We start from the raw sequence: 13,144 nt of genomic DNA on the forward strand, positions 1-13,144 counted from the left end.
ATATTTTTCGGGTCGCCGCTCGTTGTTCGAGTCAGTGATTACTTGGCTGCAGTGTTCGAGCCCTTGCCGGCGCGGCGCTGGGGCTTCGGGGTCACGGTGCCCTCGGCCAGTCGACGCGCACTGATCAGGAACGCGGTGTGCCCCTGCATACGATGCTCGGGACGAACGGCCAATCCGACCACGTGCCAGCCGCGCACGATGGATTCCCACGAGCGCGGTTCGGTCCAGCATTCCTGCTCCCGCATCGCTTCGACCACCTTGGACAGCTGGGTTACCGTCGCGACGTACACGATCAGGACGCCGCCGGGAACCAAGGCCTTGGACACGGCCGGCAGAACATCCCACGGTGCCAGCATGTCGAGAACCACGCGGTCGACCTTGCCGCCGTGGGCTTCCGGATCGAACTCCGCGAGATCCGCGATGGTCAGTTCCCAGTTCGGCGGACGCTCGCCGAAAAACGTCTCGACGTTGCGAACCGCATGTTCGGCGTGATCGTCGCGCACCTCGTACGAGATGACCTTGCCCTCGGGTCCGACCGCGCGAAGCAGCGAACACGTCAGTGCGCCGGAACCGGCACCTGCTTCGAGCACCCGCGCACCGGGGAACACGTCGCCTTCGTGGACGATCTGCGCGGCGTCCTTCGGGTAGATCACCTGCGCGCCGCGCGGCATCGACAGCACGTAGTCGACCAGCAAGGGACGCAAGGCCAGATACGGCGTCCCGTTGACGGACTTGACGACGCTGCCCTCTTCCGCGCCGATGAGATCGTTGTGCACGATCCCGCCCTTGTGCGTGTGGTACTCGCGGTTCGCCTCGAGCACGATCGTGTAATGCCGACCCTTGCCGTCGGTCAGCTGGACGCGGTCGCCGACGCGGAACGGACCGGTGGGACGCTTGCCTGGCGCTGTTACCTCAACTTCAGCGGCTGCCTCTGCTTCGATTTCTTCAGCGGCGGGTTCCGGTTCGGTGAGAGCGGACTGCGCAACCTCATCCAACTCGGTCGTGATTTCTTCGGGTTGCGTATCGTTCACCATGCGTGAGTAATCCCTGTTCGTTTTGCTCCGGCGTCCTCGCCACCGGCCCCGACGGAGTTGTCGGGCCAAGCGTCTAGCCTGCCAGGTGTGAGCTCTGTAGAACTGCCAGCCCCCTCTTTAACGGGTGGAACATCACACGATCGTCCGCGCAGTCGGCCGGCACTGTCACCTTCTCGTGCGGGCGACTACAAACAGTGCCCGCTTCTCTATCGCTTCCGAGCAATCGATCGAATCCCGGAAACACCCACAAGGGCGCAGGTCAGAGGCACCGTCGTCCATGCCGCGCTGGAAGCGTTGTTTGCGCTGCCGACTGCGCAACGCGTTCCGGATCGGGCCGCGGAGCTGGTTCGCCCCGCCTGGGAACGGGTGAGCACCGACTCCCCCGACGCGGCCGATTTGATTCCCGACGAGGATCTCGACGGTTTTCTCGCCGAAGTGAGCAAGCTGGTTCACACCTACTACACCCTCGAAGATCCGACGCGATTCGACGCGCAGGCGTGCGAGGTCTACGTAGAGACTGAACTCGAGAACGGCGTTCGACTTCGCGGCTTTGTCGATCGCATCGACGTGGCGCCCACCGGCGAGGTGCGCGTCGTCGACTACAAGACCGGTAAGGCCCCGCGGGAATTCACCGAGTCCAAGGCGCTGTTCCAGATGAAGTTCTACGCACTGGTTCTATTGCGCACCCGCGAGATCGTGCCCGCTCAACTCAAGCTGATCTACCTGGCGTCGGGATCGATCCTCACGTACACCCCCGATCACGACGAACTGGTGCGTTTCGAGCGGACATTGTCCGCTATCTGGAAGGCAATCCTGGCGGCAGGTGCCACCGGAGACTTCCGACCCAAGCCTGGCAAACTATGCGACTGGTGCGATCACAAGGCCCTGTGCCCCTCGTTCGGCGGCACACCACCGCCGTATCCCGGGTGGCCGGACTTGCAAGGCACAGAAGTTGTTGCGGCAAAGGAGAATACGTAATGGCAGATACTTCGTACTACCAGTTCTTAGGCGCTACCGAGGAAGGTCACGAGCGTTTCGCGACCACACAGGCAACTGTCAGTATCTGGGGTCCGACGCTTCAACATGGAGCTCCCCCATCTGCGCTGCTGGTGCGCGCCCTCGAGCGTTGCGGCGCCCGCGAGGGAACCCGACTGACCCGGGTGGTCGTGGAAATTCTCGGACCGATCCCGATCGCTGACCTCGAGGTTCGCTCGTGGATCGAACGACCCGGTCGCAGAATCGAATTGATCGTGGCCGAATTGTGGGCCACCGGGCCCGACGGATCTCCCCGCGCAGTGGCGCGCGGTACGGCGTGGCGCATGGAGACCGCAGACACCACAGACGTAGTCCATGTGGTGGACCCGCCATTGGAACCCCGTGACACCGGTACACCGGGCGTGCTCGGAGGTATGTGGAACATCGGATACCTCGAAACGCTCGAGTGGTCGTGGATTGCCGAAATCGGTTGCGAGGGAACCGGAAAGGTTTGGGCACGGCCCAAGCCTGCATTGGTCGAGGGCGAAGAGATGACAGCTCTCGAGCGGTTGTTTGCCATCGCCGACATCTCCAACGGAGTCGGGGCCAAACTCGACCCAGCGCACTGGACGTTCCTCAACACCGACCTGACCGTGCACATCTTCCGCATCCCGGAAGGTGAATGGGTCGGTGTTTCTGCCGAAACCACCACTGGCCCCGATGGCATCGGCATGTGCGCCGGAGTGCTCTACGACGAGCAGGGGGCAGTCGGACGTATTGCCCAGACCTTGCAGATCCGCGCCCGTTCCTGATTCTGAGAACCGAAGAAGTTCCACGAGTCGTCGACCTCTGCCTGGCGACTTCGACGGCCACACAAAACAGGGGACCGACGACGCCGGCAAGACGTCTACGACAAGGTCGACGCTTACACTTGGATCATACATGTAAACATTGCGAAGCGGTAACCAACTGGTCAGTAACCTGCAATGCCAGTCCCCTGACCAGGAGCCGAGGCGTCAGAAGCGGTGGGTCATGCGAGTGCAGCGGCAGCGAGACGTTCGAGCGAGTATTCGGTGACAGTGATCAACGCGCGTACCGCGGACGCGCGGTCTCGTGCATCAATCTCGATCATCGGAATTTGATCGGATAATGCCAACGCCTGACGGAGGTCGTGTGCCGAATGAATCGGGGCGCCGTCGAAACGGTTGACTGCCACGATGAACGGCAAACCGCGCGCTTCGAAGAAGTCGACAGCGGCAAAGCTGTCTTCGAGGCGGCGCGTGTCGATGAGGATGATCGCCCCGATGGCGCCGGTGATCAGGTCGTCCCACATGAACCAGAATCGCCGCTGGCCGGGTGTTCCGAACAGATAGAGAACCAGGTCGTCGGCCAGCGTGATACGCCCGAAATCCATTGCGACTGTTGTGGTGTCCTTCTTCGGTGTCGCGCCGAGGTGGTCGATACCGTCACTGGCGTCGGTCACCATTGCTTCGGTGCGCAGCGGGACGATTTCGGAGACCGTCCCGACCAGGGTGGTCTTTCCGACGCCGAAGCCGCCGGCTATCACGATTTTTGTCGATGCGACGCGAGACGGCGCGTCAGAGTGCCCGAAGTCCACGGAGGGTCCTTTCGATCAGGTCGAGGCGTTCGACCGCAGTAGCGTCGCTTCGCAGAGTGGCTTGTACTTCCAATGCCCCGGTAACAACAAGATCTGCCACCAGGACCCGGGCCACCCCGATCGGAACACCGAGGTGTGCCCCGATTTCCGCGATCGAGATTCGTTGCCCGCAGAGCGAAACAATCGACGCGCGGATGTCCTCGGGTGCAAGGTTTTGCGCGACGGCATCCTCTACCGTTGCGACGATCGCTTCGAGCGGAAGGTCGATGGACGGCTTCGTCCTGCCTTCGGTGAGTGCGTACGAGCGAACGAGACTCGGTTCGGGATCAATGTGCTCGGAGTGATGATGTGGCATCGAGTTCAAATATCCCGACCTGATCTGGGAGCGATGTCCATGGTTGTTCCAACTCGATCGACCAGAGTTGCCATTTCATAACCGATCTGACCGATGTCGCACCCCGCGACGGCCAGCGCGGCCAGGTAGGCACCGCTGCCGACACCCATGAGGAGGAGGTACCCGTTTTCCATCTCGACAACCGATTGCAGGACTGCACCGCCGTCGAACAACCGCGACGCACCGGCGGAGAGACTTGCGAGTCCCGATGTCACGGCGGCCAATTGGTCGGCCCGGTCGAGTGGAAGGTGGGTGCTCGCAGCGCTCAGCAATCCGTCGGCCGAGACGATGATGGCGTGACTAACTCCCGGAACATCGCGCGCAAAGCCCGACACCAACCAGTCGAGTGCGCGAGGAGTTTCTGGGGCTCCGACAGGATTCACTGTTCTCCTTCGTCTTTCTGCACGTGTGTGGTCGAGTGCAGGGATGTGGTGTTCTCATTGTCAGCGTGCCGTCGCCCGCGGCTGACACCGGCTTGGTAGTCACTCCATCCCCGTCTGGTGTTTTCCGGGTCGGCGCTGCGGCGATGGGATCCAGAACGGAGAGGGGCAGTCGCGGTTCCGATAGTTCCGGGAACCAAGCGCGCACCGCGGTCCCGGATCGGGAGACCCGAATCGGAGATCCTGGTGACGGGCGTGTCCGTTGACGCGCGGGCGGCCACCCAACCCTCGTCGGCCTCAGTTGTCCAGATGAATCCGCTTGTGGCGCTGGAGCCGTCGTCTATGGGGTCGACCAGCCACTCGGACACCATTCGGGAAAAGATCGGAGATGCAGCTGCGGGAATGTCAGAGGTAGCCTCCGGAGCATCCGCGCTGAACACGTCCACGTGCGGCGGTGTCGAGTCACGAGTACGGGACGAGAAGAATGCCGCCGTGTTCGTCGGGTTGGGGGTGCCGAAGTGGTGCCGCGGCGCAGGTTTCCTGGCGGCGGACTCGCTGTTATCCGATTGAGTGACAGCAGTTTCCGTGTCGACTGGCGCTGGAGTTTCCGGTTCGGTTGCGAGGGAACTTCCAGTGCCGGGTACCCCGCTGTTGCCTGGCGTTCGGCGAGGAAGTGTGTTCGACGTGGGAAGCACGCTGGCGAGCGCCTGCGATTGGACTGCCGAGGGAGCACCCGAAACAGGTGGAGGCAAGGTGACAGCAGTGACGTTTCGAGGTTGGCGCTGCGGCAGCCCGTTCGCCGATACTCCCGCTAGCTCGGCTACCGAAGTTTCTGCGCGCTGGACTGTTGGAACTGGAGTAGCTGCGCGAACCGGAAGAACAGGTGCGGCCGTCGACGTTCGAACCGCGTTGTCGCGTGGTGCGACGAGCAGCGCCACCGGTAGGTGAACCATTGCGGTGATTCCACTGTGATCGGATGTGCTGCCAGAAGGGCGCAACCGTACCGAAATATTGTATCGACGGCTGATACGACTGATGACAAAAAGTCCCATATGACGGGCAGTGTCGGGGCTCATTTCACCTCCCGAAGAGAGGCGTCTATTGGCGTCGAGCAGGTCGGCCGAGGACATTCCGATACCGACATCGGCTATTTCCACCAGCACGGAACCGTCGTTCGTACGTGCGGCATCGATCGTCACCATGGTTTCGGGCGGTGAGTAGCGCAGGGCGTTGTCGAGCAGTTCGGTCATGAGGTGCACGACATCTGCACTGGCCTGGCCACTGACGACTGCCGAGAGAATCTGTCCGAGTTCGACGCGTTGGTAGTCCTCGACTCCGGAGACCGAAGCGCGTAGTGCATCGGCAAGTGCGATCGGAGCAGTTCGTACGCGTCGACCTTCGGTGCCGGAGAGGATGAGGAGATTGTCGCTGTTGCGTCTCATTCGGGCTGCGATGTGGTCCAGACGAAAGAGATTCCCGAGGCGGTTCGGATCGTCTTCGTCCTGTTCGAGTTGCTCGATGAGGCCGAGCTGCTGGTCGACGAGGGACTTGTTACGCCGTGACAGCGTTTCGAACATGTTGTTTACCTGGCGACGGAGTGCTGCCTGCTCGCCGGCGAGGGCAATGGCTTGACCGTTCATGTCGTCGACCGCACGTGCGAGCTGGCCGATTTCCTCGTGAGTGTCAACAGGTACGCGAGGGATTTCGAGGTCGCTCACTTTCTCGCCGGCGCGGATTCGTTCGATTGCCTCGGGCAGTCCCCGTCGTGCTGCTTGGAGAGCGGCGAATCGTAGGCGCCGAATGGGTTCGACCAGCGAGCGGCTGATGATCAGTGCGATCACGAGGGCTGCAAGGACTGCGCCGAGGACGAGCGCGGTATCTCGGAGCGCGGCGGATCTGGCGGTGTTGGCTTCGGTGTTCACTGCCGCGGCGAACTTGCTGGATGCGGCGGCTGCTAAGTCGTCGTAATGATCGCGACTTGTCTGCATCCCGGCGTCGATCTGGCTGCTCAGCGGGGATGTCGCTGCGGTGGCACCGATTTCGTCGATGCGGCCCTGCGCCGACGTGCGAAGCGCGTTCACAGCGGCGACGGAGTTCATAGAGCTAGCCGATTCATCGCGCGGGAGCACTACTCCGCGCAGGGCTGCGAGTTCTGCGCCCGCAATGCCGACCAAGGCGGTTCGTTCTTGCTGATCGAGACGCCCGGAACCGAACAGAATGCGCTGATCGGCGAACGCTCGGCGAGCTGACCACAAGGCAGAGAACTCGCCGCCGCTCTGGCGCATAACCGGCTGCGGGGAATCCCGCATGATGTCAGCGAATATGGTCCAGATGTCGACAGATGCCTCGTTGACGCGGGTCACCAGTCGAGCAGGTGCTACTGCGCCGGCAGACACTTCGTCGATAATCGACTGGCTGTTCTGTAGAGCGCGGGTGACCTGACCGTTGATTGTGGCGTCGGCTTGGAACATTCGACCGGCGGCGGCGAATTCTTCCATGGCCGCAGTCGTTGCTGCCGTGGCGGTAGCGAGTTCGGCCCCTGAGGAGGAAGCGACGGCAAGGTCGTCGAGAGCCTCTTCCAGCCGAAGAGCCGCGGGAGAAGCAAGTACACGGTCCGCGGATGAGCTGAGTTTTGCAGCAGTGGAGAGTTCGGCCTGGATCCGAAGTGTGCCTAACAGGATGGCAACGAGCATCGGAACTGCGAAGACGGCGACAACCTTCCAACCGAGGCGCCATTCGCCGATCGACCACCACGAGGTTGTGTGTGCATCGTGTTTCATGCGGACAAATGCCTCTTCGCGTCTACTATTTAAGTCTGTCAACCCCCCGATCAGGGAATCGCCCGAGTTCCTTCGACTACGTGCAATCGAAGGAAAGTGATTGAACGGTAACAGAATGATCTCTAGTACATTGTGCCGATAGTCCCTATTGTCCGGATTTTTTGTCTGTTATGTCGGCATTGTGGCCTCGTTTGTCGGCACGGCGACGGGTATCAGTGGGCAAACCACAAGCAGTTGTTGACTGGTCAAAACAGGTGTTCGAGGGCCTAGGTGGCTCTCCGCTGTGCGACCGGATTCATCGCGGTATATCTGTAGTCACCGCGGAATTCTGTGTTGCGCGCAAGGCGTACGTTACGGGTTCCGTCGCCACACCCGGCCTCAATCCGCGGTTCAGTCTCGCACCGCAAATTCCTGCGCTTCCAAGGCCAGATCATCAGCAGCGGAATCCATATGTGCGGTCACATGATCCGAAGTGGTCAAGACTGCCACGATCGGAACGGCCAGAGCCAAGAGGCCGAACACGAAGACGGGAAAAAGGAATGAAAATACCTCGAGTCCCTCCGGAACTTTTGCCGACGGATCGTGAACAACTTCTACCGCGGCCATTCCTGTGTAGTGCATGCTGACTACGGCAACTCCCATGATCACACCGGCGAAGAAACGCAGCCCAGTGGATTCCAGAATCATCGTGAACAACAATGCGACTGTAGCGGCGACGACAGCGATCAGGAGCGAGAGCGCGACAAAGTACACGTCGTAGTGGATCTCGCCTTGAAAGCGTAAGGCGCGCATACCCGTATAGTGCATGACGTTGACCGCGACACCCATCACAAGGCCGCCGACGAGGAGTCGGCTCAACCGAAACTTCGTGCCGATGATCAGCAAACCGATGAATACAGCTGTCACTGAAATCAGCGCCGAGACGATCGTCCACATCAGGCTGTATCGAATCGGGCTGCCCGGTACTGAAAATCCGAGCATCGCAATAAAGTGCATCAACCAGATACCGACACCGCCGATTGAGAGCGCCGCCATTGACAACCAGCGCATCCGCGATCCGCGCGTAGTAGCACTTATGGAATGACGCGTACATGCCAATCCGACAACCGATCCGACGACAGAAACAACGAAGGCCAATCCAAGCAGCCAGATTCCCATCGAGAAGTGGTGCATTTCATCCGACATGCAAGGTTCCTTTAGATTGTTGTTGTAACTTTCAATTGATGCACTCTCTCACAGAGCTTTCGGTTGCCGGCACGACCACTCCAAGACGAGATCCAGTGTGCAGAGTGATCACGATGCGCAGAATCGACGAAGACTTGTCGAAGAATGAGTAAGGCCTGTCGCTGCTTCGAAAGCGATACTCGAATGCGTCGATGCGATCGGTGGCAGATCGCCCTATCGGCTATTCGCTTCGAACCTTCGAATGTAAGTGTTGAGCCCTTCGAAAACCGCTGCACTTAAACACGTGCACGTTGCATCGAAGGTCAGCGCGCTGCTATTCCTACACGCGACCTTTCACCCCGACTGGATCTTCACCACAAACTAATTCTTAGCCGCTCATAAAATTGCGGTCGATCCGGACCACCGAAAGCGCTCGCCGCCTGGACGCGGAAGTGGTTGCAGCGCTTGTCGGTTACAGCTAGGCAGCCGTGCCGGCTGGTGGAGTGCAACAGGTGTCGCCTTTCCATGCGTTGACCCCCTCCTTCACTGCAATGACGGAAATGACCAGGGCGGCAATCGGATCGGCCCATGACCATCCGAGGAGTGCGTTGAACAACAGGCCGACCAGGAGGACGGCAGAAAGATAGGTGCACAGCAGCGTCTGTTTGGAATCGGCTACTGCGGACAACGAGCCCAGATCGCGCCCGGTTCGGTGCTGCGCCCGCGACAGTATGGGCATAATCGCCAAACTAATGGCAGCCAAAGTGATTCCGACGGTAGAGTGCTGCGCCTCCCCAATCCCGAACAGTGATCGCACGGCGTCGACGGCGACATACAGGGCGAGGCCGAAGAACGAGAAGGCGATGATCCGGAGCGCAACATTCTCTCTCGCTTCTGGATCCTTGCCCGAAAACTGCCAGGCAACGGCGGCAGCAGAGGACACTTCGATTACCGAGTCCAGGCCGAAGCCGATCAGCGCCGTTGAGGAAACCCGCGCGCCCTCGGTGAGAGCAATGATCGCTTCGAGCACGTTGTAGCTGATGGTCGCTGCGACAAGCAGTCGGATGCGGCGTGAAAGTACTTGCCGCCGTTCGTCCGACAGTGGCGGTCGCGTACCGGCGAGGTCGAGATCGGATGCCATCAACAGCATCCTTCCCTGTCTGCGTCCGGGCAGCATGACGGGTCAACGGCCAGGACGAGGCCGATCAGATCGTCGAGCGCGCGGCCGATCCGAGGTTCCGAGAGCTCGTAGCGACTGCGTCTTCCTTCCGGCACGACTACCACGAGCCCGCACCCGCGAAGGCAGGCAAGATGGTTCGACAAGATCTGGCGAGAGACCCCGATCTTCTCAGCCATCTCCGAGGGGTATCCCGGCCCGGCGCGCAGGCTCAGCAGAATCTGGGTCCGCGTCGGATCCGACAGGGCGTAACCGAACCGAACCAGGGCGTCACGGTGAACCAATGTCTCCATACGCAAACAGTACATCGAATTATGTATTCAGAAAGCACTGAACTGATGGTCCGTCAGCCAGGCATGACCTGTCCCCCAATGTCGTACGAGGCAACTGCTGCCACAATCGCCAGGCAGATGCTGATCACCGCGATCGCATAACCGAGGCCGAACCTCCGGGTCCGATGGAAGGCGACGCAAGCCAACGCGGGAACGAGGCACACCAGTGACGCTGCTGCTGAACTGATCCAATAGGACGGTGCGGCTTTGTACAGACCGTCCCACAGTCCGAGTGGAGGAACTGGGTCCGGAACCGGGACGTCAAAGATATTCCGTACCGCAAACGTCATCGGCAGAAACAGGAACACACCTACCAAGAATCCAGTGAGAACTCCCCACCCGAATCTCCATCGTCCACCCATTGAATTGCCCATCGCAGCTCAGCCTAGAGCCCGGAATCCGTGTGCGCCAAGAAATTCCCGGTCCACCATTCAGCATCAATACAGGCAGACGAAGCCGCTAGGGTCGCGCGCCGAAAGTTCTTCGACAGTCCAACTCGAGACACTTCGGGCGCAGCACGCTTTCCCAGTCGGTGGCGGAACACTTTGTGCTGAACAACCCCACAAAGAGTGGAATGTCCGTTATCTTCCTCGGTAGTGGTTGCAATCTCGTGGCTGCTCCGCATCCCGCGCACGGATACAGTCACCACGAAAAGGGGGACATCTGTGAATAGTCTCGAAACGCCTGCTCGTTGGTCCCGGACCGCCGCGGTGCTCGGAACCGGCGCACTCGCCGTCGCGATTGCCCTCGGCGGTCCTGTCGCCACAGCATCTGCCGACAGTCCGGTCACCGACTTCGGCAGCATCTCGTTTTCGGTGACCAACGCCGGCGACAACACCATCTACGACATCAACGCCATCCTCAACCTCCCGCCCGGCACACTTCCGCTCGAGTTGATGATGCCCGCTATCGGTGCTCGCCCCTCGGCGCCTCAAGCGGTGAACGACTCCTTCGGCGACTCCTTTGTGGGCACCTCGTTGGAATTCGTTCTGGGCTTCGCTCTGGCGGGCGCCAATTTCTCCTTGTCGCCCAGCAACTTCGGATCACCTGGAAGTTCAGGGTGGTAAACCAGTCCTGACACACAAATGTGGCCGCTCACCCTAGCGGGCGAGCGGCCACATTGTGCTTGGTAAGAATCAGGCTAACCGATCAGAATGCGCGCACCGAACGAATGTTGGACGCGAGGATGGCCCTGGCACCAAGTTCAGCCAGGGCATCCATCACCTGATTGTGTCCCTTGATAGGAACCATGGCACGCACGGCGACCCATTCCGGATCGGCAAGCGGAGACAGCGTCGGAGATTCCATGCCCGGCGTCATCTTGATTGCTTCGTCGAGGATGCTGCGCGGGCAGTCGTAGTCGATCATCAGGTTCTGCTGAGCGAACACGATTCCGCGAACACGCTCGATCAACTGGTTGCGTGCCGCGTCATCCTGCGGGGCGCCGGTGCGCTCGATGAGGACACCTTCGGAGTCGCACAGAGAATCGCCGAAGGCAACAAGGTTGTGCTGACGCAGAGTGCGGCCGGAACCGACTACGTCGGCGATAGCGTCGGCAACGCCGAGCTGGATCGAGATCTCCACGGCGCCGTCGAGGCGGATAACGGAAGCCTCGATGCCGCGAGCGGCGAGGTCAGCGCGAACCAGGTTCGGGTACGACGTCGCAATACGCAGGCCGGCAAGATCTTCGACGGTCCAGTCCTTGCCGGCAGGTGCGGCGTAGCGGAAGGACGAGCGACCGAATCCGAGCGCCAAACGCTCCGAAACCGGTGCACCGGAGTCTCCGGCGAGGTCGCGGCCGGTGATGCCCAGATCGAGTTCACCCGATCCGACGTAGATGGCAATGTCCTTGGGGCGCAGGAAGAAGAACTCGACCTGGTTGGAGAGGTCCAGAACCGTCAGGTCTCGCGAATCGGTGCGACGACGGTAGCCCGCTTCGCTGAGGATTTCGGCGGCGGACTCGGACAGCGAACCCTTGTTGGGAACTGCGACGCGCAACATCAGTGAACGTCCTTTCGGAAGGTGTGGTCAGACGTGGGAAAAGGGAACCGCAATTGTCGGGTCAGATCCTCTTCACAGATGTCGGTACACGTCTTCGAGGGTCAGCCCTCGACCGACCATCAACACCTGAGTCCAGTACAAGAGCTGAGAGATTTCTTCGGCTAGCTGCTCATCGCTCTGGTACTCCGCAGCGATCCACACTTCACCGGCTTCCTCGATGACCTTTTTGCCCTGTGCGTGAACACCGGCATCGAGGGCGGCGACGGTGCCGGACCCCTCGGGACGGGTGGCAGCACGCTCGGTCAACTCGGCGAACAAGGATTCGAAGGTCTTCACGGGTAGCTATTCTTTCACGAGTGCGGAACGGATTTTCACAGGCCTACAGGCTGGCCCGTCACAAGCCCTGATCGAGAGCGCGCGTACTGACGAACCGGCGAGCACTGCCCGTGATCGGATCCGGGTATTCCAGTGCCCGGGCGAGGAGCCTCAGCGGTGTGGAGAAGTCACCTGAGGCTGCCGGACGGTAGTGCGGGTAGTAGTTGTCACCGACGATGGGGATGCCCATCGAATTCAGATGCAACCGCAGTTGGTGTGTGCGCCCGGTTTTCGGGAACAGGCGGTACCTACCGAGCGTGCTACCAGCAGAATCGGTGAGTCGTTCAACCAATTCGATTCGGGTTTCGCTGTTCGGTTCGCCCTCGACTTCGGTCGCGGTCATCTCGCCGTGCACCTTGTTGATGCGGCTACGAACGATGCGCGGAAACGTCAATTCCGGATCGAAACCCGCGATGGCTTCGTACTCCTTGACGATCTTCTGCTCCGCGAACAGTTCCTGATACGGCCGTCGCAGTTCCGGAGTCACGGTGAAGACGATGACACCGGCAGTCATGCGGTCCAGCCGATGCACCGGCGCCAGATCGGGGAGATCAAGGTCACGGCGCAGGCGGACGACGGCGCTTTCGACGATGTGCGCTCCGCGCGGAATGGTCGCGAGGAAGTGTGGTTTGTCGATCACCAGGATCTGCCCGTCGCGGTACAGGATCTCGATCTCGTGTGGGACCGGGATTTCGGCTGGTGGTTCGCGGTAAAAGTAGACAAAGCGGGTGGGCTGATACGGAGTTGCACCCGTGATGATCCGCCCGTGCTCGTCGACGACGCCGCCTGCCGCTACCAGTGCGTTCCAATTCTCCTGCTCGTCGGGGAACTCACCGACCAGAAACTCGAGGACGGTGCGTGCGTCGGACTCCCGGGGCATCCGAAGCCGATCCGGGCCGAGTCCGTCTCGGATC

General features: G+C 60.8%; 15 protein-coding genes. 3 read left to right on the forward strand and 12 right to left on the reverse strand.

The features are described from left to right. Positions 1-38 precede the first annotated feature (38 nt). The gene (locus FFI94_RS16410) at positions 39-1,034 is read right to left on the reverse strand and encodes a tRNA (adenine-N1)-methyltransferase (protein WP_260684167.1); all 996 of its coding nucleotides are present in this window, start codon (positions 1,032-1,034) and stop codon (positions 39-41) included. Positions 1,035-1,121: 87 nt separating this feature from the next. On the opposite strand from FFI94_RS16410, the gene FFI94_RS16415 reads away from it, so the two are divergent. Both FFI94_RS16415 and FFI94_RS16420 read left to right on the forward strand, forming a co-directional pair. Then, the gene (locus tag FFI94_RS16415) at positions 1,122-2,012 is read left to right on the forward strand and encodes a RecB family exonuclease (protein WP_138868782.1); all 891 of its coding nucleotides are present in this window, start codon (positions 1,122-1,124) and stop codon (positions 2,010-2,012) included. Then, positions 2,012-2,821, forward strand: a complete 810-nt coding sequence (locus FFI94_RS16420) for a thioesterase family protein (RefSeq protein ID WP_138868783.1) — start codon at positions 2,012-2,014, stop codon at positions 2,819-2,821. Before FFI94_RS16415 ends, FFI94_RS16420 begins: the two co-directional genes overlap by 1 nt. 218 nt (positions 2,822-3,039) lie before the next feature. Here the strand turns inward: FFI94_RS16420 and FFI94_RS16425 are convergent, their stop codons facing one another. The 8 genes from FFI94_RS16425 to FFI94_RS16460 all read right to left on the reverse strand — a co-directional run bounded on the left by FFI94_RS16425 (position 3,040) and on the right by FFI94_RS16460 (position 10,228). Beyond that, positions 3,040-3,627 (reverse strand): ATP/GTP-binding protein, encoded by a 588-nt coding sequence (locus FFI94_RS16425; protein WP_138868784.1) that lies wholly within the window; start codon positions 3,625-3,627, stop codon positions 3,040-3,042. Then, a complete protein-coding gene (locus FFI94_RS16430) occupies positions 3,608-3,982 on the reverse strand; it encodes a DUF742 domain-containing protein (protein ID WP_138868785.1) in 375 nt (124 codons plus the stop codon). The genes FFI94_RS16425 and FFI94_RS16430 overlap by 20 nt, the downstream gene beginning before the upstream one ends. A 5-nt stretch (positions 3,983-3,987) precedes the next feature. Then, positions 3,988-4,404, reverse strand: coding sequence for a roadblock/LC7 domain-containing protein (locus tag FFI94_RS16435; protein ID WP_138868786.1), 417 nt, complete (start codon positions 4,402-4,404; stop codon positions 3,988-3,990). Next, positions 4,401-7,181, reverse strand: a complete 2,781-nt coding sequence (locus FFI94_RS16440) for an ATP-binding protein (protein ID WP_138868787.1) — start codon at positions 7,179-7,181, stop codon at positions 4,401-4,403. Before FFI94_RS16440 ends, FFI94_RS16435 begins: the two co-directional genes overlap by 4 nt. 390 nt (positions 7,182-7,571) lie before the next feature. Continuing rightward, positions 7,572-8,366, reverse strand: coding sequence for an MHYT domain-containing protein (locus FFI94_RS16445; protein ID WP_138868788.1), 795 nt, complete (start codon positions 8,364-8,366; stop codon positions 7,572-7,574). Between the two features lie 457 nt (positions 8,367-8,823). Then, on the reverse strand, positions 8,824-9,486 hold the full coding sequence (locus tag FFI94_RS16450; protein WP_138868789.1) for a cation transporter: 663 nt from the start codon (positions 9,484-9,486) through the stop codon (positions 8,824-8,826). Further along, positions 9,486-9,815 carry a helix-turn-helix transcriptional regulator gene (locus tag FFI94_RS16455; RefSeq protein ID WP_138868790.1) on the reverse strand — a complete coding sequence of 110 codons (330 nt, stop codon included), beginning with the start codon at positions 9,813-9,815 and terminating at the stop codon, positions 9,486-9,488. The genes FFI94_RS16450 and FFI94_RS16455 overlap by 1 nt, the downstream gene beginning before the upstream one ends. 53 nt (positions 9,816-9,868) lie before the next feature. Continuing rightward, the gene (locus tag FFI94_RS16460) at positions 9,869-10,228 is read right to left on the reverse strand and encodes a hypothetical protein (RefSeq protein ID WP_138868791.1); all 360 of its coding nucleotides are present in this window, start codon (positions 10,226-10,228) and stop codon (positions 9,869-9,871) included. Positions 10,229-10,519: 291 nt separating this feature from the next. On the opposite strand from FFI94_RS16460, the gene FFI94_RS16465 reads away from it, so the two are divergent. Continuing rightward, positions 10,520-10,921: a hypothetical protein gene (locus FFI94_RS16465; RefSeq protein WP_260684168.1), complete on the forward strand. Its 402-nt coding sequence runs from the start codon at positions 10,520-10,522 to the stop codon at positions 10,919-10,921. A gap of 82 nt (positions 10,922-11,003) precedes the next feature. Here FFI94_RS16465 and hisG read toward each other — a convergent pair whose 3' ends face one another. The 3 genes from hisG to FFI94_RS16480 form a co-directional block, all read right to left on the reverse strand. Next, positions 11,004-11,855 (reverse strand): ATP phosphoribosyltransferase, encoded by an 852-nt coding sequence (gene hisG, locus FFI94_RS16470; protein WP_138868792.1) that lies wholly within the window; start codon positions 11,853-11,855, stop codon positions 11,004-11,006. Positions 11,856-11,927: 72 nt separating this feature from the next. Further along, a complete protein-coding gene (locus FFI94_RS16475) occupies positions 11,928-12,191 on the reverse strand; it encodes a phosphoribosyl-ATP diphosphatase (RefSeq protein ID WP_003944933.1) in 264 nt (87 codons plus the stop codon). A gap of 58 nt (positions 12,192-12,249) precedes the next feature. Further along, the gene (locus FFI94_RS16480) at positions 12,250-13,110 is read right to left on the reverse strand and encodes a pseudouridine synthase (protein ID WP_397495567.1); all 861 of its coding nucleotides are present in this window, start codon (positions 13,108-13,110) and stop codon (positions 12,250-12,252) included. Positions 13,111-13,144 lie beyond the last annotated feature (34 nt).

The organism is Rhodococcus sp. KBS0724 (assembly GCF_005938745.2).
In the GTDB taxonomy this organism is placed as follows: Bacteria; Actinomycetota; Actinomycetes; order Mycobacteriales; family Mycobacteriaceae; genus Rhodococcus_F.